The 24,286-nt window shown below is 65.9% G+C and carries 19 protein-coding genes and 1 pseudogene; 13 read left to right on the top strand and 7 right to left on the bottom strand.

Translation table 11 applies throughout. The annotated features are described in order from the left end of the window. The first annotated feature begins 95 nt into the window (after positions 1-95). From WAO18_RS10295 to WAO18_RS10280, 4 genes are all read left to right on the top strand, one after another. The gene (locus WAO18_RS10295; protein WP_422206160.1) at positions 96-1,871 is read left to right on the top strand and encodes a hypothetical protein; all 1,776 of its coding nucleotides are present in this window, start codon (positions 96-98) and stop codon (positions 1,869-1,871) included. Positions 1,872-1,876: 5 nt separating this feature from the next. Then, positions 1,877-2,242, top strand: a complete 366-nt coding sequence (locus WAO18_RS10290; RefSeq protein WP_422206158.1) for a hypothetical protein — start codon at positions 1,877-1,879, stop codon at positions 2,240-2,242. Further along, a complete protein-coding gene (locus WAO18_RS10285; protein ID WP_422206094.1) occupies positions 2,239-3,597 on the top strand; it encodes a hypothetical protein in 1,359 nt (452 codons plus the stop codon). Before WAO18_RS10290 ends, WAO18_RS10285 begins: the two co-directional genes overlap by 4 nt. Before the next feature lie 102 nt (positions 3,598-3,699). Next, entirely contained in the window at positions 3,700-4,887 is a 1,188-nt protein-coding gene (locus WAO18_RS10280; RefSeq protein WP_422206093.1) for an NAD-dependent formate dehydrogenase, read from the top strand. A gap of 1 nt (position 4,888) precedes the next feature. On the opposite strand, the gene WAO18_RS10275 is transcribed toward WAO18_RS10280, so the two are convergent. Genes WAO18_RS10275 through WAO18_RS10260 form a run of 4 tightly spaced genes read right to left on the bottom strand, consistent with a single transcriptional unit; the run spans position 4,889 to position 8,565 of the window. Next, on the bottom strand, positions 4,889-5,398 hold the full coding sequence (locus WAO18_RS10275; protein ID WP_422206091.1) for a 2'-5' RNA ligase family protein: 510 nt from the start codon (positions 5,396-5,398) through the stop codon (positions 4,889-4,891). Further along, on the bottom strand, positions 5,398-6,078 hold the full coding sequence (bioD, locus tag WAO18_RS10270) for a dethiobiotin synthase (protein WP_422206089.1): 681 nt from the start codon (positions 6,076-6,078) through the stop codon (positions 5,398-5,400). Before bioD ends, WAO18_RS10275 begins: the two co-directional genes overlap by 1 nt. Continuing rightward, complete coding sequence (locus WAO18_RS10265) at positions 6,075-7,223, bottom strand: 8-amino-7-oxononanoate synthase (RefSeq protein ID WP_422206088.1); 1,149 nt, start codon at positions 7,221-7,223, stop codon at positions 6,075-6,077. Before WAO18_RS10265 ends, bioD begins: the two co-directional genes overlap by 4 nt. A 4-nt stretch (positions 7,224-7,227) precedes the next feature. Next, complete coding sequence (locus WAO18_RS10260) at positions 7,228-8,565, bottom strand: adenosylmethionine--8-amino-7-oxononanoate transaminase (RefSeq protein WP_422206086.1); 1,338 nt, start codon at positions 8,563-8,565, stop codon at positions 7,228-7,230. Positions 8,566-8,656: 91 nt separating this feature from the next. Here WAO18_RS10260 and WAO18_RS10255 point away from each other — a divergent pair, with 91 nt between their 5' ends. From WAO18_RS10255 to WAO18_RS10220, 8 genes and pseudogenes are all read left to right on the top strand, one after another. After that, positions 8,657-9,100: a hypothetical protein gene (locus WAO18_RS10255; RefSeq protein ID WP_422206084.1), complete on the top strand. Its 444-nt coding sequence runs from the start codon at positions 8,657-8,659 to the stop codon at positions 9,098-9,100. Between the two features lie 307 nt (positions 9,101-9,407). After that, positions 9,408-9,905 (top strand): annotated as a pseudogene (gene ripD / locus WAO18_RS10250) (NlpC/P60 family peptidoglycan-binding protein RipD); the annotation flags it as partial. Between the two features lie 76 nt (positions 9,906-9,981). Next, a complete protein-coding gene (locus tag WAO18_RS10245) occupies positions 9,982-12,138 on the top strand; it encodes an acyltransferase family protein (RefSeq protein WP_422206082.1) in 2,157 nt (718 codons plus the stop codon). 117 nt (positions 12,139-12,255) lie between these two features. Continuing rightward, positions 12,256-14,436, top strand: coding sequence for a glycogen debranching protein GlgX (glgX, locus tag WAO18_RS10240; protein WP_422206080.1), 2,181 nt, complete (start codon positions 12,256-12,258; stop codon positions 14,434-14,436). Positions 14,437-14,439: 3 nt separating this feature from the next. Then, the gene (gene treY, locus WAO18_RS10235; protein ID WP_422206078.1) at positions 14,440-16,737 is read left to right on the top strand and encodes a malto-oligosyltrehalose synthase; all 2,298 of its coding nucleotides are present in this window, start codon (positions 14,440-14,442) and stop codon (positions 16,735-16,737) included. Continuing rightward, positions 16,730-18,460, top strand: a complete 1,731-nt coding sequence (gene treZ, locus WAO18_RS10230) for a malto-oligosyltrehalose trehalohydrolase (protein WP_422206076.1) — start codon at positions 16,730-16,732, stop codon at positions 18,458-18,460. Before treY ends, treZ begins: the two co-directional genes overlap by 8 nt. A gap of 36 nt (positions 18,461-18,496) precedes the next feature. Next, complete coding sequence (locus WAO18_RS10225; protein ID WP_422206075.1) at positions 18,497-18,922, top strand: hypothetical protein; 426 nt, start codon at positions 18,497-18,499, stop codon at positions 18,920-18,922. Between the two features lie 27 nt (positions 18,923-18,949). Beyond that, positions 18,950-19,183, top strand: coding sequence for a hypothetical protein (locus tag WAO18_RS10220; RefSeq protein ID WP_422206073.1), 234 nt, complete (start codon positions 18,950-18,952; stop codon positions 19,181-19,183). Between the two features lie 22 nt (positions 19,184-19,205). Here WAO18_RS10220 and ilvA read toward each other — a convergent pair whose 3' ends face one another. Next, positions 19,206-20,504: a threonine ammonia-lyase gene (gene ilvA / locus WAO18_RS10215; RefSeq protein ID WP_422206071.1), complete on the bottom strand. Its 1,299-nt coding sequence runs from the start codon at positions 20,502-20,504 to the stop codon at positions 19,206-19,208. Positions 20,505-20,532: 28 nt separating this feature from the next. Next, positions 20,533-20,970: a nitroreductase family deazaflavin-dependent oxidoreductase gene (locus WAO18_RS10210; RefSeq protein ID WP_422206069.1), complete on the bottom strand. Its 438-nt coding sequence runs from the start codon at positions 20,968-20,970 to the stop codon at positions 20,533-20,535. 228 nt (positions 20,971-21,198) lie between these two features. On the opposite strand from WAO18_RS10210, the gene WAO18_RS10205 reads away from it, so the two are divergent. Then, entirely contained in the window at positions 21,199-22,425 is a 1,227-nt protein-coding gene (locus tag WAO18_RS10205; protein ID WP_422206067.1) for a fatty acid desaturase family protein, read from the top strand. Positions 22,426-22,427: 2 nt separating this feature from the next. On the opposite strand, the gene fadD11 is transcribed toward WAO18_RS10205, so the two are convergent. Beyond that, entirely contained in the window at positions 22,428-24,260 is a 1,833-nt protein-coding gene (gene fadD11, locus WAO18_RS10200; RefSeq protein ID WP_422206066.1) for a fatty acid--CoA ligase FadD11, read from the bottom strand. Positions 24,261-24,286: the final 26 nt, after the last annotated feature.

Below are 24,286 nucleotides of genomic sequence, written 5' to 3'. Positions count from 1 at the left end.
TGGGAGGTATCACGGTGGAGCTGACACTTCTGGCAGCGGAGCCGCCGGCGCGCGGCGCAGGCCTCAACCAGGTGATAGGCCTGTCGTTCGCCGCGATGATCATCGGCGTGGTGCTGTTGTACGTCGGATGGGCCCATCGCACGCACCGGATCACCTGGTTCAACACGATCGCCGAGCGGCTGGGACACAAGTTCAACCGGCCGTCCTGGGTCGCGCTGCCCATCCTGGTTTTCACATCGTCGATCATCTGCGCTCTGTTCGGTTTCATTTGGGATGTCAGCTGGCACATCGGAAACGGTCGCGACCCGGGTCCGTTGGCGAACCCGGCGCACTACTTCATCATCATCGGGCTGTTCGGCATTTTCCTGGCGGGCATGATTTCGGTGGTGCTGCCGTTCGACAAGCCAGGTCCGGCCGCTGTACGCATCACCCGCAACTGGTACGCCCCGGTCGGCGGGTTGCTGATGGCCGGTTGCGGCCTGTACGCGATGATCGGCTTTCCGCTCGACGACGTTTGGCACCGCATCTTCGGCCAGGACGTAACGCTTTGGGGTCCAACCCATCTGATGATGATCGGTGGTGCGAACTTCTCGCTGTTCGCGGTGCTGATGCTGGAGTACGAGGGCGCGCGCAAGACCGAAGACACGCCCGCCGACGAAGCGCTGGAGCGCCACGACGGGCCGTTCATCAAAGTCCTCCGCTACCTGTCATGCGGCGGCCTCCTGATCGGAATGTCGGTCTACCAAATCGAGTTCGACTTCGGCGTGCCGCAGTTCCGACTGGTCTTCCAGCCGATGTTGATCGCCGCGGCGGCGGCGATCGGGACGATCATCGCCCGCATGACCCTGGGTAGAGGCGCGGCGATCATCGCGGCGCTGTTCGCGATTGGGCTGCGGGGGGCCGTCGCGGTAATCGTCGGGCCGATCCTCGGCGCTGCGATCAACTGGTTCCCGCTCTATCTCGGGCCGGCACTGGTCGTCGAATTGCTCGCCCTGACACCGCTTTTCCGCCGCCCGATTCTGTTCGGCGCCGTGTCTGGACTTGGCATCGGCACGGCAGGTCTGTGGCTCGAGTCGCTGTGGATCGGCAAGGTGTACCACTACCCGTGGCCAGTCGACCTGTGGCGCGAGGCGCTGCCGACGGCGGTGCCGGTGGCGATCTTGGCCGGAGTGTGCGCGGCATTGGTCGGCATGGTGCTCACCAGTCAGCGTTTGCCGGGTCGCGCCTTCGGCATCACCGCGGTAGCACTGACGGTGCTTGTCATCGGTGGCACCGTCGCCAACGGACTGCACATCAACGTGCCGAAGCAGGACTCGGCGACGGTCAAGCTGACCGACCTGCCCAGTCCGGCCGGACAGCGGCTCGCGTCGGCCGATGTGCAACTCAACCCACCCAACATGGCCGGCGACCATCCGGACTGGGTCACGATCTTGGCGTGGCAGGGCAAGATGCAGAACCACCGTGGCCTGGTGATCAACCGGCTGCAAAAGGTCGGACCCGGCCACTACGTGTCCACAGAACCAATTCCGGTGTGGGGTGACTGGAAGACACTGTTGCGGGTGCACGACGGCCGTGACTTGGCGGCGGTGCCGATCTGGGCGCCGGCCGACTCCGCCATCCCAGTGCCCGAGATCCCGGTGTTGAGCAACGGCACCCGGCCGTTCGCCTTCGAAGTCGCGATCTTGCAGCGCGAACGCGATCCTGGCGTTCCCGCGTGGCTGTTCACCGCGGGCGGCATCGTCGTGTTGTTCTTCACGCTTTGTGTGATCACCGCGCTGACGTGGGGTGCCGGACGGATCAACAACTCGGAGAATGCGCCGAACGAACCCGGCGAAGAGGCTGTGGAGCACTCGCCGCCGCGGGCAGCGTGAGCGCGTTGCGGGGAATTCGCAAAGCGCTTTTCTCTGTTGCGGTTTCGACACTGTTAGTCGCCCTGGCCGGGTGCGGCGGTGCATCGAAGCCGGCCGGCGGTGCCGGGCTGACGATCGACATCACCATCGCGCATGGTCAGGTGACGCCGGCCAACGCGACGATGCAGGCTACGGTTCGTCAGCCGATCACGCTGCATGTCACCAGCGACGCCACCGACGAGTTGCACGTGCATTCGGTGCCCGATCACAAATTCGAGGTGGCCGCGGCGGCCAACCAGACGTTCCAATTCAGCGTTGACGTACCGGGCAGCGTCGAGGTCGAACTGCACCATCTCGACCGCACCGTGGCCACCATCCACGTGCATCCGTGACCGATTCGGTCATCGTCGCGCACGGCCTTGGCGGGTCGAGCGATCTGCCTGTGCCGTATGCCTTTTCGGTGATCGGTGCGGCTTGGGCGTTGACCTTCACCTTCGCCCTGGTCGCGTTCGCCTGGCGCCGGCCGCGATTTGACCCGGACAACCCCGCTCGCCCGCTTCCGGAGGCGGTGACGACTTTCGTGGACTCACGTGTTACCCGCGGCGTTGCCGCGGGTACGGCGCTGGGGTTCACCGGATGGGTGCTGCTGGCCGGGTTATGGGGTCCGCAGACTCAGGCCAACGCGCTGCTCGGCGTCTTCTACGTGCTGCTGTGGGTTGGCCTGGTGGCGACTTCGCTACTCTTCGGCCCGGTTTGGCGGGTCGTCTCACCGGTGCGCACGGTGTACCAACTGCTGCAACGCATTACACCGGAACGCATCGCCAGGCCGCGGCTGTCCTACCCGGAATCCTGGGGGTACCGGCCGGCTGCGGTCGGCTTGTTCACGTTCGTATGGATGGAATTGGCCAGCCCCAACCCTGCGGCTCTGGCATGGGTCAAGACCTGGCTGCTGATCTACGCCGCGGTGCTGTTGATCGGAGCATGGCTATGCGGGCAACGCTGGTTCGCCCGCGCAGACCCGTTCGGCGTATACAGCATGGCGGTCTCGCGGCTATCGCCCTTTCGGCGCGACCGGGAGGGCGGGCGCATCGCGATCGGCAACCCGTTCGATCACCTGCTGTCGCTACCCATTCGGCCGGGCATCGTCGTCGTGTTGGCGGTGCTGCTCGGCTCCACCGCGTTCGACAGCTTCTCGTCGTCGGCGACCTGGCGTAACTTCGCCGACGGGCTCGCCCGTGGTATTCACGCTGTGCCGGTATCGGTTTCGTTGTCCGGGCTGCGCACTGTCGGACTGCTGCTGTTCATCGCGGTGGTGGCGACCACTTTTTCGCTTGCCGCCCGAGCGACGGGCGGAGTCGAACGTGAACAGCGTCGCGCCTTACCCGGCCAGCTCGCGCATTCGCTGATTCCGATCGTGGTCGGCTACATCTTCGCGCACTACCTCTCCTATCTGGTCGAGCGAGGACAGCAGGCGGTGTTCGCCCTCGCCGATCCGCTCGGCAAGGGCTGGAACCTGCTCGGGCTGGGGCATTTACACGTCGCCTATGTGCTGTCGCTGCACCCGACGGTGTTGGCGGTGGTCAAGGTGACGTCGGTGGTCACCGGGCACATCGTCGCGGTGATCGCGGCGCATGACAAAGCGCTGCGCCTACTACCGAAGGGTCACCAACTCACCGGCCAGCTGACCATGATGCTGGTCATGGTCGGTTACACGTTCACCGGGTTGTACCTACTCTTCAGCGCCTGACCTGTCGTCAACGGGAGGGGACCCCTGCCCGGCTGTTGGTGACCGCGGTGGTGAAGGCTTACAGAATCCCGTCGGGCAGGCACAGGAGAAAAGGACAAAGTCATGGCCAAGGTACTGCTGGTTCTCTATCCGGACCCGGTCACCGGCTATCCCCCGGTGTATGCGCGTGACAGCATCCCGTCGATCAGTGGCTATCCCGACGGCCAGACCGTGCCGAGCCCGTCGGCGATCGACTTCACCCCCGGCGATCTGGTGGGCTGTGTGTCAGGTGCCCTGGGGTTGCGCAAATTCCTCGAAGACGGCGGCCATCAGCTGGTCGTCACCTCCGACAAGGACGGCCCCGACTCGGAGTTCGAACGGGAGCTGCCCGACGCCGATGTCGTGATCTCGCAACCATTTTGGCCGGCATATTTGACCGCTGAGCGGATCGGCAAAGCGAAGAAGCTCAAGCTGGCCCTGACCGCGGGGATCGGCTCCGACCACGTCGACCTCGACGCGGCGATCGCCCGCGGAATCACCGTCGCCGAAGTCACCTTCTGCAACAGCATCAGTGTCGCCGAGCACGCAGTCATGCAGATCCTGGCACTGGTGCGCAATTTCGTCCCCTCCCACCAGTGGGCGGCTGACGGCGGCTGGAACATCGCCGACTGCGTTGAGCGCGCCTACGACGTCGAAGGCATGGACGTCGGGGTGATCGCCGCGGGCCGCATCGGACAAGCCGTGTTGCGGCGGATGGCCCCCTTCGATGTCAACCTGCACTACACCGACACCAGGCGGCTCCCAGAGAAGGCCGAAAAGGAATTGGGCGTCACCTATCACCCCGACGCCGCTTCGCTGGTGCGTGCCGTCGACGTGGTGTCCATCCACGCTCCGCTGCACCCGCAGACCTACCACTTGTTCGATGAAAAGCTGCTGGCATCGATGCGGCGGGGCTCCTACATCGTCAACACTGCGCGCGCCGAGATCTGCGTGCGCGACGCGGTTGTCGCCGCGTTGAAGAGCGGTCAGCTGGCCGGCTACGCCGGCGACGTGTGGTACCCGCAGCCGCCACCGGCCGACCATCCGTGGCGCGCGATGCCGAACAATGCCATGACGCCACACATCTCGGGCACGACGCTGTCGGCGCAGGCCCGGTACGCCGCGGGCGCTCGCGAGATTCTCGAGGATTTTTTCGCCGACAAGCCGATCCGTGACGAGTACCTGATCGTGGCCGGCGGAGCGTTGGCCGGTACCGGCAAGGCCTCCTACACCGCGGGCGGCGGCTCGAGCCCTGGCAGCAGCGGAAAGTAGATCAGCCGATCGGATGCTCGACGCGTTCGGTGCCATCCCATCGACGCAGACCGGTGAGGCTGCCCCGGATCTCTGACGGCAGGCCTGCCACGCGCAGAACGGGGCCGAGTCGCGCATCCTCGACTCGGCGAGCCAGCGTGACGTGCGCCGTCCACTGACCGGGCAGGCTGTGCGGCAACGGTCCGGGCCGCAGATGCTGGCCGCAGATTCGGTGCACCTCGGCGTGCAGAGCGAGCAGTTCGGCCGACGGCACGACAAGCCGGGCAAGGACGGCGTTCGATTGTCCGAACAGCAGCGGTGCCCCGACCGTGCAGCCCAGCGGCAGGCGTTGCGCGACCGGCCGCAGCAGAGCGTCGACGTCGGGCTCGATCCGCTCGGCCACCGCCAGCGTCACGTGCGGCCGGCCGGCCGGAGTCCTGCCGGGTAGGTCCGCAACGGACAGGTCGTCCCACATGCGCCGCAGAGTCGCCTCGGTGTCTCGATCGAAGAGCAGCTCGATGGAGTGCACCATCAGCTGACCAGACTGGTGACCCAGGCCCGGTCGAATGCGTGCGCGCTCATCGCGACGAACTCGCCGGAATTCATCGACCCCGCACCGGCGGGCAGCGCGGCACGCAGCGGCGCCAGGCGCGCCAACGCCGACCGGTTCGAGGTTTCCAACACTCCGGGCTGCTGCGGCCAGTTGCCGATCACCAGACCCGAGCAGGAAATTCCATGCGCTGCAAGCGACTCCACTGTCAATGCGGTGTGGTTGAGCGTGCCGAGCTCAGCGGTGGCAACCACCAGCGCGGCGGCACCCAGATCAGCCGCAAGGTCTCGCAAACTCGTGCCGGCCTCGGCGATCTCGACCAGCAAACCGCCGGCACCCTCGACCAGGGTCAGCTGACCCCGACGGTCCACTGCGCGAATGAGTTTGAGCATGTCGCGGCGGCTGGGCAAAGGTTTTCCGGCCTGCTCGGCGGCCGCCAACGGAGCCAGCGGCTGCGGATAACGCGCCAGCCCGACGACCTTGCTCACCCCGGAGAGCCGCGTCACTTCGGCGAGGTCGTCATCGCCCAGGTCGGTACCGGTCTGCACCGGCTTGCAGACCGCGACATCGACACCCGCGTGGCGCGCTGACGCTGCCAGGGCCGCGGTGGTGATGGTCTTTCCGACACCGGTCCCCGTGCCGGTGACGACCAGAACCGTCAACGGCGGGCCGCGGCGAGCACGTCGGTCAGCACCGTGCGGGCCAGCTCGATGTCGTCCTGATCCAGCGACGCGCGAGCGGTCAGGCGCAGCCGCGACGTACCTACGGGCACCGTCGGCGGCCGGAAGCAGCCCACCCGGACGCCGGCTTCCAGACAGGCCGTCGCGGCGGCCAGCGCCACCTCCGGCGCGCCGAGGATCACCGACACCACCGCGGACTGCGGAATCTCCGCGACTCCACAGATGCCGGCCAGCGTGCCCGCGTGTCGCAGTACCGCCTGGCTTCGCCACGGGTCCGCGGTCAACACCCGCAACGCCGCCAGGGCGGCGCCCACTGCCGCCGGCGCCAAACCGGTATCGAAGATGAACGGGCGGGCGACGTCGATCAGGTGATCGCGTACCCCGACGGTCCCCAGCACCGCGCCGCCCTGACTGCCCAGCGCCTTGGACAGCGTGGTGGTCATCACCACATCGGGCGCGCCGGCCAATCCCAGTTCGTGCAGCAACCCGCGGCCACCGGGACCTCGGACACCCAGTCCGTGGGCCTCGTCGACGATGAGCAGCGCCCGGTGCCTGCGGCACACCTCGTGCAGCTGCCGTACCGGAGCCAGCGCGCCGTCCGCGGAGAACACCGACTCGGTGATGACGACGGCCCGCTCCTCGTTCCGGGAGGCCAATGCCGTCTCGACCGCGTCGATGTCGCGATGCGGGGTCACCACCACCCGCGCCCGCGACAGCCGGCAGGCGTCGACCAGCGAGGCGTGCGAGTAGGCGTCCGAGACCAGCAGCGAACCCGGCCCGGACAGCCCTACCACCGCGCCCAGGTTGGCGGTGTATCCGGATGAGAATACCAAACCTGCTGCGGCACCGACGAATTCGGCAAGCCTGGTTTCGAGCTCCTCGTGCAGCGCGGTGTTGCCGGTGACCAGCCGGGAACCGGTCGCGCCCGCACCCCAGGTACGCAGCGCGTCCACTCCGCCGTCGATTACCTGGGGATGCTGCGACAGGCCCAAGTAGTCGTTGGACGCAAGGTCGAGTTCAGTGGCCACCGCGGGCCGGGGCCGCAACGCGCGTCGCAGCCCGGCCTGGCGGCGCGCCTCAGCATGCGCCTCCAGCCAGGCCAACGGCGAAGTATCGATCTGCGTCATCGCACTAGAGCCTACGAGAACCGGTCAGCCGGGCCACCTCGACCATCGCGGAGGTGACCTGCGCAATCTCGTCGGGGGTGCAGATGAACGGCGGCATGGCGTACACCAGGTTGCGGAACGGCCGCAGCCAGACCCCCCGATCAAGCGCGGCCGGCGTCGCGATCGCCAGGTCAACAGGGCGGTCGCATTCGATGACCCCGATGGCGCCACAGACCCGAACGTCGGTCACCCCCGGCAACGCCCGCGCCGGCTCGAGACCTGCGGTCAGTCCGGTGCCGACTTGGGCGACCGTCGAGCGCCAATCCTGGCCGAGCAGCAATTCGACAGCAGCCACCGATACCGCGCAGGCCAGCGGATTGGCCATGAACGTGGGCCCGTGCATCAGCGCTCCGGCTTCACCGGAACTGATCGTGTGCGCGACGTCGGTGGTGCACAGCGTGGCGGCCAAGCTGAGGTAACCGCCGGTGAGCGCCTTGCCGACGCACATGATGTCGGGGCTGACGCCGGCATGGTCGGCGGCGAACAATTCGCCGGTGCGGCCGAATCCGGTGGCGATCTCGTCGAAGACCAGCAGGACGTCGTGCCGTCGGCAGATGTCGCGAAGGTCGGTCAGGTAACGCGGATCGTGAAACCGCATCCCGCCGGCGCCCTGGACTACCGGCTCGACGACCACGGCGGCCAATTCGGCTGCGTGTCGGGCCAGCTGCGCCTCGAATGACGCGCTGTAGCCGGGGTCGTAATCACGGGGCACCTGCGGGGCGAACACCTGGTGAGCAAGGACGTCGGTCCACAAGCTGTGCATGCCGCCGTCGGGGTCGCAGATGCTCATCGGCGTAAAGGTGTCGCCGTGGTATCCCCCGCGCCAAGTCATCAGCCGGCGCTTGCCCACCCGGCCGCGGCTGCGCCAGTACTGCAGCGCCATCTTCACCGCGACCTCAACCGACACCGACCCGGAGTCACTGAAGAACACCGTCTCCAAACCTGCCGGGGTGATCTCGACGAGGAGCTGCGCCAGCCGAGCGGCCGGCTCGTGGGTGAGCCCGCCGAACATGACGTGGTTCATGGTGGCGAGCTGCCTGGTCAGCGCCGCATCCAGCGCGGGGTGGCCATGACCGTGGACGGCTGTCCACCACGAGCTCATCGCGTCGATTGCCTGAATCTGCTCGCCGTCGCGGACCAGCGTCAGCCAGGCGCCGCGGGCGCCGACCGCCACCACATTCAGCGTCTCCGCGCCGGCATTCGAGCCCCCGATCGTGCTGTAGGGGTGCCACAGGTGGGCCGCATCGATCGCGCTGATCTGCTGGGGCGTCAGCCCCGACATCCCGGGGGCCGCAGAAGTCATAGAAAACGAGGGTAAAGCAGCCGGCCTCGGTGGCCGACCCGCTCAGCTTTCGGTCGCACAAAAGCCGGGCATCCGGCAGCATTGAGCCACCATGGCTTCGCCGCAGCAGTTCGATGACCCGTCCCCCAGCGACCACGATGACTCCCCACAGCGGGTGCTGCGGCTGCGGCTGATCCCGTGGGATGTGTTCTCGTTGCTCGCGTTGCTGATGCTGCTGGCGGCCATTGCCTTCGGGACCGATTGGTATTCGCGGCTTTTCGGCTTCCTCAAGGACGTCTGCACCGGCGATTGCCCACCCGCGCCTCTCGGCGTCGATTTCTACATCTACCCGGTGGTGTGGGGATGCATCGGCGCTGCGGTCGCCGCGGCACTGCTTGGGCCGCTGGTCTCGCTGTTGAAGGGTTGGTATCTGTCCTTCTGGCCACTTTTGGCGATCGCCCTGGTGCTGTTCGCCTCGGCGGCCGGCTCGGCGCTGACCGACTTCAGCAGCACGTACTGGCACGGCGGATCCGGGGTTGTGGACGACGGCGAGTGAGAGCGAAATCACAACGGTTCGCTGCCGGTTCGGCCCCCGGCCGACATCCGGTCACCGTCGGGTCACGGTATGACAAAAAATCCCGCTCAGAGGGCTTGCGCAGTGGCTCTGGCCACCTTTTGTTGCCACAGTGTCCCTAGTGACTGTTGTGAATTCAGCGGTTCACCGGCGGGTCCACCCGACACCGGTCTCGGTGGCGGCATGCGGCCCCCAACGGGGCGGGCCAGCGCATGGGTCTCGGTGGTGAATCGGGAATGGCGGCAGAGGCGTGAAGTCACCGCGCCAAAGCCACAGAGAGGTGATCAACATGAGACGCAGCTTCGCCGTCCCGTCCACCCTGGCCCTGTTGTTGACGCTGCCGATGGTCAATCCGCACATCGCAAGCGCTGACCCGACCGGCCCGACTCTCGTCGGATACCAGCAGTCGACCAGCTACGTAATCCAGCGTGCGCTTTCTCAGCGCAATGTGCCGTTCCTCTACGGCGGCGGCAACGCGGCGGGCCCCACCCGGGGCACTGGCCTGAATGCCAACATCGTCGGCTTCGACGCCTCCGGTCTGATCCAGTACGCCTACGCCGGCGCTGGGGTGAAGATGCCCCGCACGTCGGCCGAGCAGTGCAACGTCGGCCGCAAAGTCGCGCCCGCGCAAGCACGTCCGGGCGACCTGCTCTGCTACGGACCCGGTGGAACCCAGAGCGTCGCGATGTATCTCGGCAACAACCAAATGATCGAGGCCACCGAGCCTGGCGTCACGGTCTCGCCCGCGCGTACCAACGGCATGATGCCGTACCTGACTCGCATCCTGGAGTCCTGATCGGGAGCTAGCCGCCGGTTTCGAGCACCCGGAACGGCCGGCGGGTTAGGTAGATTGGCTGTCAATCATGACCGCCTCCCTGACCCGTCCGGCCGACGCCGACGTTGCGTGCCCTACGCAACACGCGACCGGCAAACGCGCAACGGGGTTCTACCGCCACGATCTCGACGGGCTGCGTGGCATAGCCATTGCCCTGGTGGCGATGTTCCACGTGTGGTTCGGCCGGGTGTCCGGCGGCGTCGACGTGTTCTTGGCGCTATCTGGTTTCTTCTTCGGCGGCAAATTGCTACGCACAGCGCTCAATCCGGCGTCGTCGCTGTCGCCGGTGCCCGAGCTGCTTCGGTTGGCACGCCGGCTGCTGCCGGCTCTTGTGGTGGTGCTGGCCGGCTGCGCACTGCTGACCGTCCTGATTCAGCCGGAGACGCGGTGGGAGACCTTCGCGGACCAGAGTCTGGCCAGCCTCGGCTACTACCAGAACTGGGAGCTGGCCAGCACGGTGGCCGACTATCTCCGGGCCGGCGAAGCGGTCAGCCCGCTACAGCACATCTGGTCGATGTCGGTACAAGGCCAGTTTTATCTCTCGTTCTTGTTGCTGATCTTCGGCTTCGCGGTGATGTTCCGACGCCGGCTCGGGGATCGGCTGCGGACGGCGTTCATCGTGTTGCTGACCGCGCTCACCGTGGCGTCGTTCGTCTACGCGATCGTCGCCCACCAGGCCAACCAGGCAACCGCCTACTACAACAGCTTCGCGCGTGCGTGGGAGCTGCTGCTTGGCGTGCTCGTCGGTGCCCTGGTCCCCTACGTGCGTTGGCCGATGTGGCTGCGCACGACGGCCGCCATCATCGCGCTGGCCGCGGTGCTGTCCTGCGGCGCGCTGATCGACGGCGTCAAGCAGTTCCCCGGCCCGTGGGCCCTGGTCCCCGTCGGCGCTGCCCTGCTGTTCATTCTGGCCGGCGCCAACCGGGCTGAGGGTGTCATATTGCCGCGGCCCAACCGGCTGCTGGCAACAGCGCCACTGGTGCGACTCGGCGCGATGGCCTACTCGCTGTATCTGTGGCACTGGCCGCTGCTGATCTTCTGGCTGGCCTACACCGGTCACGCGCATGCCAACGTCGTGGAGGGCACCGCCGTACTGCTGATCTCCGGCCTGCTGGCCTATTGGACGAACCGGTACATCGAGGAACCGCTGCGGCAGCGCGGCGCCGCTCGCACCGCGCCCGGGGCGGCGCCTGCTCTGCCCTGGCGAACACGGCTACGTCGCCCGACGATCGTGCTGGGATCGGTAGTCGGGCTGATGGGTGTGACGCTCACCGCGACGGCATTCACCTGGCGCGAGCACGTCAACGTCGAACGCGCCAGCGGCAAAGAGTTGAGCGGGCTGAGTTCCATCGACTATCCCGGCGCTCGCGCGCTGGTCAAGCACGTGCGAGTGCCCAAGCTCCGGATGCGGCCCACCGTGTTGGAAGCCCAGGAGGACTACCCGCCGTCCACTCGCGACGGCTGCATCGGTGATTTCAAAAACACCGACGTGATCAGGTGCAGCTACGGCGACAAGAACGCCACCCGGACCATCGCGCTTGCCGGTGGCTCGCACGCCGAGCACTGGCTGACCGCGCTGGACCTGCTCGGGCGCAGACACCACTTCAAGGTCACCACATACCTGAAGATGGGCTGCCCGCTGTCCACTGAGCAGATGCCGTTGGTGATGGGCAACAACGACCCTTACCCGGAATGCCGCGACTGGGTGGCCAAGGCGATGGCAGCGGTGGTGGCCGACCACCCAGACTTCGTGTTCACCACCTCGACGCGGCCATGGAACATCAAACCCGGTGACGTGATGCCCGGCACTTACGTAGGAATCTGGCAGACGTTCTCTGACAACAACATTCCGATCCTCGCCATGCGAGACACCCCGTGGTTGGTTAAGGACGGTCAGCCGTTCAACCCGCCGGACTGCCTCGCCAAAGGCGGCGACGCGGTGTCGTGCGGCATCAAGCGCTCCGATGTGCTGGCCGACCGCAACCCCACCCTCGACTGGGTTGAGCAGTTCCCGATGCTCAAGCCGCTGGACATGAGCGACGCGGTCTGCCGGGCCGACATCTGCCCGGCCGTCGAGGGAAACGTGTTGGTATACCACGACGCTCACCACCTGTCGGCTACCTACATGCGCACGATGACCAACGAGCTGGGTCGGCAGGTCGGACCGGCCACCGGTTGGTGGTGACCGCCCGGCGACGATGCAGGCAGAGCATTGGCATGAGGAGGAGCCGGGCAAAAGACACGGCCCGGGGCGGCCGGAGCCAGCAGAGCGATCGGATCGGACCGCCACTAAGGTCGAGAGATGCCCCCGTCAGACCCGACCAATGGCGCCGCCGCGGCCCCGCCCGCGCTGGCCACCGTGTGGCCGGGAAGCAGCTATCCGTTGGGCGCGAACTACGACGGCGGCGGCACCAACTTCGCACTGTTCTCCGAGATCGCCGAGAAAGTCGAGTTGTGCCTGATCGGTGACGACGGTCAGGAAACCCGGATCAACCTCGACGAGGTCGACGGATACGTCTGGCACGCATACCTGCCGGACATCAACCCCGGGCAGCAATACGGCTTTCGGGTGCATGGCCCGTTCGACCCCGCGGCAGGGCACCGCTGTGATCCCAGCAAGCTGCTGCTCGACCCGTACGGCAAGTGCTTTGACGGCGAGTTCAAATTCGACCAGCCGCTGTTCTCCTACGACCTCGCCGTCGCCGCCGAGGACCCCGCTGAGACCGGCACTCCGCCCCGGCTCGACTCGTACGGGCACACCATGACCAGCGTGGTGATCAATCCATACTTCGACTGGGCGAACGATCGCGCACCGCGCACGCCGTATCACGAGACGGTGATTTACGAAGCGCACGTCAAGGGTATGACTCAGGCGCATCCCGCTATCCCCGAGGCGCTGCGCGGCACCTACGCCGGCCTGGCGCATCCGGCGATCATCGATCACCTCAAATCGCTGAACGTCACCGCGATCGAACTGATGCCAGTGCACCAATTCATGCACGACCATCGCCTGATCGACCTGGGGCTGCGAAACTACTGGGGCTACAACACGTTCGGATTCTTCGCCCCGCACAACCAGTACGCCGCCAACCGGCGCGTCCGTGGCGCGGTGACCGAATTCAAGTCGATGGTCCGGGCCTTTCACGAGCAAGGCATCGAAGTCATCCTCGACGTGGTGTACAACCACACCGCCGAAGGCAACCATCTGGGACCCACGATCAACTTTCGCGGCATCGACAACGCCGCCTACTACCGTCTGGTCGACGAGGACCTGCGGTTGTACAAGGATTTCACCGGCACCGGTAACAGCCTCAACGCTCGCAACCCGCACACGCTGCAGCTGATCATGGACTCGCTGCGCTACTGGGTGACCGAGATGCACGTCGACGGCTTCCGGTTCGACCTGGCCTCCACGCTGGCCCGCGAGTTCTACGACGTCGACCGACTGAGCGCGTTTTTCGATCTGGTGCAACAGGATCCGATAGTCAGCCAGGTCAAGCTGATCGCCGAGCCGTGGGACATCGGCGAGGGTGGCTACCAGGTCGGCAACTTCCCGGGTTTGTGGACCGAGTGGAACGGGAAATATCGCGATACTGTGCGTGACTACTGGCGGGGCGAACCCGCGACACTCGGCGAGTTCGCGTCCCGCCTGACCGGGTCGTCGGATCTCTATGAGGCGACCGGCCGCCGGCCAGGCGCCAGCATCAATTTCGTCACCGCCCACGACGGATTCACGCTCAACGACCTCGTCTCGTACAACGAAAAACACAATGAGGCCAACGGCGAGGACAACCGTGATGGCGAGAGCCACAACCGGTCCTGGAACTGCGGCGTCGAGGGCCCGACCGACGACCCGGAAATCCTCGAGCTGCGCGGACGACAGATGCGCAACATCATGGCGACGCTGATGCTGAGCCAGGGCACGCCGATGATCTTGCACGGCGACGAGATCGGCCGCAGCCAGCAGGGCAACAACAACGTGTATTGCCAGGACTCCGAATTATCGTGGATGGACTGGTCCTTGGTCGACAAGAACGCCGAGCTACTGGAATTCGGCCGCAAGGTCACCGCATTACGTAAGGCCCACCCGGTGTTTCGCCGTCGCCGGTTCTTCGACGGTGAGCCGATCCGCACCGGCGACGAAGTGCGCGACATCGCCTGGCTGACACCGGCAGGCAAGGCGATGCAACCCCAAGACTGGGGCGGCGAATTCGGCCAGAGCATCGCGGTGTTCCTCAACGGCGATGCGATACCCGAATCCAACTCCCGCGGCGAACGGGTCGTCGACGACTCGTTCCTGATGTGCTTCAACGCCCACGACCACGAAGTCGATTTCAGCATCCCGCCCGACGACTACGCCACCGAGTGGACAGCCGTTCTGGACACCACCGATGCCACCGGTTCGGTGGAACTGGTCGTGCAAGACGGCGACGAGGTTTCTCTACCGGCGCGGGCATTGCTCGTCTTCCGTAAGACGAAGTAACGCATGGCATTTCCGGTACTGTCCACCTACCGGCTGCAGCTTCGGGGTGCCTCGAGCGGCTTCGGGTTCACCTTGGCCGACGCGGAGAATCTCCTCGACTATCTCCACGATCTCGGGGTGTCGCATCTGTATCTGTCGCCGATCCTCACCGCGGTCAGCGGGTCGGGGCACGGCTACGACGTCACCGACCCGACGACGGTGTCGGCCGAACTCGGCGGGGCGCCGGGTTTGGCGCGGCTGTCAGCGGCGGCGCGGGCTCGGGGCCTGGGCTTGGTCGTCGACATCGTGCCCAATCACGTCGGGGTGGACAGACCCGAGCAGAACTCGTGGTGGTGGGATGTGCTGCGGCACGGTCGATCGTCGGCCTACGCGTCGTTCTTCGACATCGACTGGGAGCTCGGTGACGGCCGGATTATGCTGCCGCTGCTCGGTTCTGACGATGACTCCGCCGACCTCACGGTGGACGGCGACCTGTTGCGGCTCGGCGACCTGGTCCTGCCGATCGCGCCGGGCACCGCGCACGGCAGCGGTCCTGACGTGCATGACCGTCAGCATTATCGGCTGATCGGCTGGCGCAACGGACTGTGCGGGTATCGGCGCTTCTTCTCGATCACGTCGCTGGCCGGCCTGCGCCAAGAAGACCGGACCGTGTTCGACACCAGTCACACCGAGGTAGCGCGGTGGTTCGCCGAAGGACTCGTCGACGGGTTGCGCATCGACCATCCGGACGGCTTGGCGGACCCGTCGAAGTATCTTCGCGGGCTGCGCGAGCAGGTAGGGCCTGACGCGTGGATCGTGATCGAAAAGATCCTCGCCGTCGACGAGGCGCTGGAACCGACCCTGCCCATCGCCGGTACCACCGGATACGACGCGCTCAGGGAGATCGGCGGTGTGTTCGTCGATCCCCAAGGAGCACAGGCATTGACGGGCCTGCTGGAATCCGCCGGTGTCGACTACGGCCAGATGGACGCCATGCTGGCCGACCTCAAGACCGTGGCGGCAACCGAGACACTGGCCAGTGAGCTGGGCCGACTGCGGCGATGCATCGTCGCTGCCGCCGGAGCCGACCATCCGTTACTGCCCGCGGCAGTGGCAGCCCTGCTGACCCATATCGACGTCTATCGCAGCGACTATCTCGGACTGGCGGCGGTGCTGCCTGTCGCGTTGGCGGTAACCTGCTCTGCTGCTCCGGAATTGGACGTTCCGCTGCAGCTGATCGCGGCGGCGGCCTCCGACGGAGGCGAACCGGCGGTGCGTCTGCAGCAGTTGTGCGGGGCGGTGACCGCCAAGGCCGTCGAGGATTGCCTTTTCTATCGCGACGCCCGACTGGTGTCGCTGAACGAGGTCGGCGGCGATCCCCGCGACTTCGGCGTCGGTCTTGCCGAATTCCATCAACGGGCGGCGACCCGGGCCCAGCTGTGGCCGCAGGCGATGACGACGCTGTCCACCCACGACACCAAACGCGGCGAAGACGTCCGGGCCCGCATCGGCGTGCTATCGCAGGTGCCATCGCTGTGGGCCGAGTTGGTCGCCCGTTGGGAGATCAGCACCCCATCCCCTGACCCTGCGACCGGACTGTTTCTGTGGCAGAACATCTTCGGTGTCTGGCCGGCGGACGGCGTGGTCACCGACGAGCTGCGCGAGCGGTTGCACGCCTACAGCGAAAAGGCGATCCGTGAAGCGGCCTGGCATACCTCCTGGCACGACCCGGTTGCCGATTTCGAAGACTCGGTGCATCGCTGGCTCGACGCCGTACTTGACGGCCCGATCGCGCGCGAACTGACCAATCTGGTGGCCCGGCTGCAATCGCATGCCGAGAACGACGCGCTCGGCCAGAAGTTGCTGGCGCTGACATCGCCCGGGATCCCCGACATCTACCAGGGCACCGAGTTGTGGGATGACAGCCTGGTCGACCCCGATAACCGACGCCCGGTTGACTACACCGCGCGGCGACAAGCATTGAAGTCGCTGCAGCACAAGAAAATTCGGGTGGTCAAAGCGGCCCTGCAGTTGCGTCGATCCCGTCCTGGCACGTTCCTGCGGGGCGGCTACCGTCCGGTGCTCGCCGCCGGAACCGGCGCTGACCACGTGGTGGCGTTCCAGCGTGGTGACGATGTGCTGGTTGCGGCCACCCGCTGGACGGTGCAGCTCGAGCAGACCGGTTGGGGCGATACTGTTCTCACGCTGCCGGATGGCTCGTGGAGCAATGCGCTTACCGGTGCGGTGGTCAGCGGGACGACGCCGGCCGCAGAGTTGTTTGCCGAATTACCGGTGGCCCTCATGGAGCGCACCGATGCGTGACTTCGCCGTGTGGGCACCGAAACCGGATCGGGTGCGACTCGACGTCGACGGGGCGGAGTTTTCCATGACGCGCGATCCCGGCGGCTGGTGGCGGGCTGCCGTCGACGCACCCGCAGATGCGCGCTACGGATATCTACTCGACGACGATCCGACGCGGCTGCCCGACCCGCGCTCGCCACGTCAACCCGACGGGGTGCACGACCGCTCACAGTTGTGGGAACCGGCGCCACGGGCGTGGTCCGACGACGGCTGGGCGGGCCGATCAGTGCACGGCGCGGTGATCTACGAGCTGCACATCGGCACGTTCACCGCGGCCGGCACCTTCGATTCGGCGATCGAAAAGCTCGACTATCTGGTCGGTCTCGGCGTCGATTTCGTCGAAGTGATGCCGGTCAACGCGTTTTCCGGCACGCATGGCTGGGGCTACGACGGCGTGCTGTGGTACGCGGTGCACGAGCCCTACGGCGGGCCCGACGCGCTGGTCCGCTTCGTCGACGCGTGCCATCAGCGTGGCCTGGGAGTGCTGATCGACGCGGTGTTCAATCACCTCGGCCCGTCGGGTAATTACCTTCCACGGTTCGGGCCCTACTTGTCGTCGGCGAGTAACCCGTGGGGTGAAGGCATCAACATCGCCGACGACGGATCCGATGAGGTACGCCGCTACATCATCGACTGCGCGCTGCGCTGGATGCGCGACTTCCACGCCGACGGTCTACGCCTGGACGCAGTGCATGCGCTCTTCGACACCACCGCGATCCACATCCTCGAGGAACTGGCCACCGAAACCGACGCTCTCGCCGAGCAGTTGGGCAGACCGTTGTCACTGCTCGCCGAGAGCGACCTCAACGATCCGCGCATGATCACCCCGCGCTCTGATCACGGCCACGGGATGACCGCGCAATGGGACGACGACATCCACCATGCCATCCACACCGCGGTGTCCGGTGAGCGTCAGGGCTACTACGCCGACTTCGGGTCGCTGGCCGGCTTGGCAAAGACGTTACGCCACGGATTCTTCCACGCGGCTACCTACTCCTCGTTTCGGCACCGCCGGCACGGCCGGCCGTTGGACACCGCGGCAATTCCGGCAACTAGGCTGCTGGCCTACACGTGCACACACGATCAGGTCGGCAACCGCGCGCAGGGCGACCGGCCGTCGCAAAATCTGACTTACGGTCAGCTAGCCGTCAAAGCCGCGCTGGTGCTCGGTTCTCCCTACACCGCAATGCTTTTCATGGGCGAAGAATGGGGGGCATCAACTCCGTTTCAGTTCTTCAGCTCCCATCCGGAACCCGAACTGGCCCGCGCCACCGCCGAAGGCCGCAAAAAAGAGTTCGCCGGTCACGGATGGGACGCCGAGGAGATCCCCGACCCCCAGGATCCGCGGACCTTCCAGCGCTCGAAACTGGATTGGTCTGAGCTCGACGTCGACGAGCATGCGAAGTTGTTCCGGGTGTATCAGGAGCTGATTGCGTTGCGGCGCAGTGAAACCGACTTAGCAGATTCGTGGCTCGAGCATCTGATCGTCGACTACGACGAAGAGGCTCGCTGGATCACCTTGCGCCGTGGTCGATTGACGGTGGCCTGCAATCTGGGCGCCGAGCCGGTGACCGTCCCGTGCACCGGCGAACTGGTGCTCGGCTCGGACTCCCCCGCCATCGGCGGCGAGGGTACCGAGTTGGCGCCGCACTCGTTCGCGATCCTGCGCGCTGTGGATAACTGACTACCGGCACCGCTGCACGCCGCTGATGATGCGCGGATGAGCCAACCCGAGCTGTTGCCGATCCCACCCATCCACACCGCATGCGATCCGGTGCATTCGGCCGAAGATCTGCGTGAGCGATGGCGCGCGCTGATGGGGCCGTTGGGTTTTGGGACGCGGTTGCTGTGGTTCGGTCTGATCGGGCCAGACCGGTGCTTTGCCCAGAAAATCAGCCGGGTGGCGATCCGCCCCCGTCCCCGGGGCCCGATCGTCTGGAACCTGATGTCGTCATTGCGGACCCTGCTCGACGACCTGGAGCCGAGCACCACAGTGCCTTTACTGCTCTCCGGGCCCGGACGCGGACCGATCTCGACCACCGAGCTTGTCTGGTCGAAGGCGCTGACCGATATGGCCGCCCGGTTCGCCGTGCCGCTGGAACCGATCTTTCGCGCCAACGATGAATCGATCGCAGTACTGGGCTAGCCGACGTCGATCGGGTAGCTTTCGCGTGTGAGTGAAATCGACTACGGCGCCAGAGCCCGTCTCGATTACATCGAAAAGCAGCTCCAGGCACTGTTTCCCGACAGCTACGTGCCCTTCGCATCGGCCAACGCATCCGGGATGCCGGCCGCCGTGGTCGAACTGGCCCGCGCCGGCAACTTGATCGCCGCGATCAAGGAGTACCGCAGGATCACCGGCGCCGATCTGGCCGAGGCGAAAAGGGCCGTCGAAGCCATCCGCTGAGCGACACCGGAAACGTCTGCGCCTACAACAGATAGCGATACGCCGGCGAGCCCGGCTCGATGGCTTCGATCTGCATCTCGGTGGCCCGCATGCGTTCCAGCAAGCCGTCCAGGCCGGCGGCTGAGCCTAACTCGATACCGACTAGAGCCTCGCCAGTCTCCCGGTTGTTGCGCTTGACGTACTCGAACAACGTGATGTCGTCGTTCGGTCCGAGCACGCCGTCCAGGAAGCGCCGCAGCGCGCCGGGCTCCTGCGGGAAGTCGACCAGGAAGTAGTGCTTGAGACCGAGGTGGACCAGCGACCGCTCGAGTATCTCCCCGTACCGCGACACATCGTTGTTGCCACCGGACACCAGGCACACCACGGTGGAGCCAGGCTCGACGTTGGCATCCAGCAAGCCGGCCACCGCCAGTGCACCCGCCGGCTCGGCGATGATGCCCTCGTGCTGATACAGGTCCAGCATCGCGGTGCACACCGCCCCCTCGTCGACGGCGGTGATCGACACCATGTCGCCGGCGGCGGCCAGGGCGGCGTAGGTCAGTTTGCCGGCCCGGCTGACAGCGGCGCCGTCGACGAACTGGTCGACGTGATCGAGAGTCACCGGGCCCCCGCTGGCCAGTGCGGCCATCATCGCCGCCGCTCCTGCCGGCTCGATACCGAGCACGGCGGTGTTGCTCGTCCGCTCGGCAAGGTACGTGGTGATGCCGGCGATGCACCCGCCGCCGCCGACCGGGACCACGACCAGGTCCGGCTCGTCCTCGAGCTGGCTGAGTATTTCGACCGCGATCGTGCCCTGGCCGGCGATGGTGCGCGGGTCGTCGAACGGTGGAACCAGCGTCGCTCCGGTGCGCGCCACGTCGGCGAGCGCGGCCTCGGCCGCCAGATCGTAGGTCGATCCGCCCACAATCAGCTCGATGAACTCCCCGCCGTGGTAGCGGATGCGATCACGCTTCTGCTTCGGCGTCTTGGCCGGAACGTAAACGCGACCGCGAACACCAAGGGTCCGGCAGGCGTAGGCGAAGCCCTGGGCATGATTGCCCGCCGATGAGCACACCACACCGGCGGCGATCTCCTCGGCAGACAGCTGGACGAGCAGGTTGTAGGCGCCACGCAGCTTGTAGGAGCGCACCGTCTGCAGGTCTTCACGCTTGAGGTACACGTTCGCCCCGGTTGTCGCGGACAACCGATCGGACAGCTGAAGGGGCGTGGGCGTGACCACCCCCGCGATTCGCTTCGCCGCACTGTCGACATCGGCCGCTGAAAAGGACGGCAGCGGCCCACTACCGCCGGTGCTCGGGCTCTGGCTCAGTTCGGCGGACACCGGTCAATGGTGCCACCACGCTGCGCGTTCAGTGCACAGGGGTGAGCACAAAGACCGGAATTTGCCGGTCAGTCTTGGTCTGATAGTCGGCGTAGTCCGGCCAGGCCTGCACTGCCCGCTCCCACCACAAGGCCTTCTCGTCTCCGAAAACCTCGCGCGCGTCGTAGTCGCGCGTGACGGCGCCGTCCTGCAGTTCCACCCGCGGATTCTTGGCGATGTTGTAGTACCAAACGGGGTTTTTCGGGGCGCCGCCCAGCGATGCGACCACGGCATACTCCCCGTCGTGTTCGACGCGCATCAGCGGGGTTTTGCGGAGCTTGCCGGTCTTGGCGCCGACGGTGGTCAGCAGGATGATCGGCTTGCCCTTCATGTCGGCGGCATCGGCTCCGCCGGACTCGGCGTACTTGTCGGCTTGCTCGCGAGACCAGTCCCAGGGGGATGGTGCATATTCACCTTCGAGTGGCATACCTCACCTTAAACCCGGCCGCGCAGTGCATCGAGATCGCGCGGAGACCCTGCAGTAATGCTTCCCGTGTAGAGTCTGCGAGCGACATCGACAATCCACGGTCAACCGGACGGCGCAGAGCCGATAAAGCAGGTATTCAAGCAAATGCTCGAACCGTCCAGCTGGTCGTTGCGCGCCCTCGCGCGAATCGGGCCATACCCCAACGCTGCCCGTCACCGATAAGCCTCTATGGCAATCGCCGAGGTACCTGAATACGCCCATCTGAGTGACGCGGATGTCGCCGCGCTCGCGGCCGAGTTGGACACGATTCGCTGCGACATCGAGCAGTCCCGCGGCACCAAGGACATGGAATACATCCGGCGCGCGATCGCTATTCAGCGATGCCTCGAGGTCGCGGCGAGGCTGACCATTCTTGGCAGCAAGACCAGGTTTGGCTGGATCTGCGGCACCGTCGGGTTGGCCGTTGCCAAGTGCATCGAAAACATGGAACTGGCCCACAACATCACCCACGGTCAGTGGGATTGGATGAACGATCCGGAAATCCACTCCGCGACGTGGGAATGGGACATGGTCGGTCCCTCCGCGCACTGGATGTCCTCGCACAACCACCGTCACCATGTCTTCACCAACGTTGTCGATGTGGACCACGACCTCGGCTTCGGCGTTCTGCGGGTCACCCGCGACCAGGAGTGGCGGCCGAGCAACCTTTTCCAGCCACTACGAGCGGTGCTGCTGGCGGCGCTGTTCGAATGGGGCGTTGCCATGCACGGCCTGTATTCGGTGCAGGAACGCGAGGACACCGACGAGGCCAAGTCTGCCCACACCAAGACGATGGTCCGCAAGATGGTCCGGCAAGCCGTCAAAGATTATGTGCTCTTCCCTGCCTTGAGCCTCAGGCGGTGGCGCCGCACACTCGGAGCCACCGTGGTGGCCAATGGGCTTCGCAATGGGTGGGCCTACATCGTCATCGTCTGCGGACACTTCGCCGACGGCGCGGAGAAATTCACCGCCTCGGTATTGGACGACGAGACGAAGCCGCAATGGTATCTGCGACAGATGCTGGGCACCGCGAACTTCCGGGCCGGTCCGGTACTGGCATTCATGAGCGGAAACCTCTGCTACCAGATCGAACATCACCTGTTTCCCGATTTGCCCAGCAATCGCCTGCCCGAGATCTCCGAGCGGGTCCGCGCGTTGTGCGTCACCTACGACTTGCCTTACACCACAGACTCATTCCTACGTCAATACCTACTCACCGTGCGCACCATCTGCAAATTGGCGCTGCCCACTCGGTATCTCTCCGCCACCTGCGATGACGCACCAGAAACGGCTTCGGAGAACAAGTTCCGGAATGCGTTGAAACAACCGGACTCTGCACTAGTAGGCGAAGATGTGCGGCGAAGCGGGTTGGCGACTGCCATGCTGGCCCAGCGCGCTCGCCGCAAGGCCAGCTGAGGTCAAACCCCCTGCGTCGTCTCTGCGCGGGCGGGCTCGTGAACATCCGGGCCCGGTTCTTTCGCATACAGCCCCTTGATCTCGGCGGCGTACTTCGCCATGATCGGGCGGCGTTTGAGTTTCATCGTGAGCGTGATCTCTTCGCCGCCAGGCTCCCACAACGCGGGTAGCACGCGGAAACGCTTGATCTGCTCGACCCTCGACAGTCTGGCGTTGCCCGCAGCCACGCCCGCCGAGATCTTCTCCAGCATCTGCGGGTGGGCCGCCAGGGCCTCCGGCGAGGCATCGTCGAGTCCGAGGTCGGCCGCGATCGGGCCGACCGAGTCGGCGTCGAACACCAGCAATGCGGTGTTGTAGGGACGACCGTCGCCGACTGTCAGCATTGCGCCGACCATCGGGCAGGCCGCCAGGATCGTGGTCTCAATGTTCGCCGGTGACATGTTCTTTCCGGCTTCGTTGATGATCAGCTCTTTCTTGCGGTCGACGATCCGCAGGTAACCGTCGGCGTCGACCTCCAGAATGTCGCCGGTGTGCAGCCAGCCGTCGGGGTCGATGGCCTCCGCCGTCTTGGCCGGCTCGCCGCGGTAGCCCTTCATCACCAGCGGTCCGCGCACCAGGTACTCGCCGTCCTCGGCGATCTTGGACTCCAGCCCGGGCAGCAGCTTGCCCACCGAGCCTAGCCGCGCATCGGCCGGATGTGTCACGCTGGCAACGCAACTCAGCTCCGACATACCCCACACCTCGGCGATATCGATCCCGATGCCGGCGAAGAATGCCAGGGTCTCCCGCGGGATCGGCGCCGCGCCGGAGACCGCCCAGCGCAACTCGTCGAATCCGAGCTTGGCACGCAGCTTCGAGAACACCAGTTCGTCGGCTTGAGCCCATTCCGCAGTTACCTCGTCGGAGAGCGTCTCCCCGGCGACCAACGCGGCCGCCTTTTTGGCCGCGACCGACATCGACCACTGCAGAGCTTGGTGTTTAGTCTCATCCGGCTCGTGCGCTGTCGCGAATTCAATTGCGGCCTTGAGCTTTTCCCATACTCGCGGGACAGCACCCCAGGTGTTCGGGTGCACGTCGGCCAACGCGGCGGCGATCTCACGGGCATCGGGGACCACGGTGATCTGCGCACCGAACACCTCGTTGTTGTACAGCGCCATCGTGCGGTCGGCGATGTGCGCCGACGGCAGGAAGGACGTCACGCGGTCGCCGAACCGAACTCCCAGAACGGCGTCGAGGGCTTGGGCCTCGAACAGCAGATGGGCGTGCGTCATCTCGACGCCCTTGGGATTACCCGTCGTCCCGGAGGTGTAGATCAAAGTGATCACGTCCTCGGCGCGCACCGCCCGCCAGGTCGCCTCGAAATCGAAGTCGTCCGTCGCGGCCGCGTACAGATCATCCAGCGACAGGGTGCCGTCCGGGGCGCCGTCGATGCAGATGATGTGCTCGAGTGTCGCGCCGCTGGCCCGGATCCGGTCGACGTACTGCTGCTCGCAGATCACCACTGTGGTGCCGGCATTGTCGAAGACATAGGTCAGCTGCTCGGGGGCCAGCGTGTTGTACACCGAGAACGAGGTGGCGCCGACGTGCTGGGCGCCCACTTCCAGCGGATAGAACTCGATGCGGTTGGCCATCATCAGCGAGACCGTGTCGCCGCGGCGGACCCCCAGCCCGTGCAGCCCGGCTGCCACCCGGCGCACGTCGTCCGCGTACTCCCGCCAAGTCATCGCCTGGCCACCGCCCGGTGTACGCAGCGCGACCGCATCCGGATCGATCGCCGCGGTCCGTTGGAATGCCTCGCACAATGTGGTCGGTGGCTGGGTTTTCGATTCGGTCACCCAGCCGAGGCTAGTCCCGGAGTACC

This window comes from Mycobacterium sp. (assembly GCF_049278535.1).
Classification (GTDB): domain Bacteria; phylum Actinomycetota; class Actinomycetes; order Mycobacteriales; family Mycobacteriaceae; genus Mycobacterium.
The sequence above is the reverse complement of the archived record's forward strand: the minus strand, read 5'-3'. Positions and strand labels throughout refer to the sequence as shown.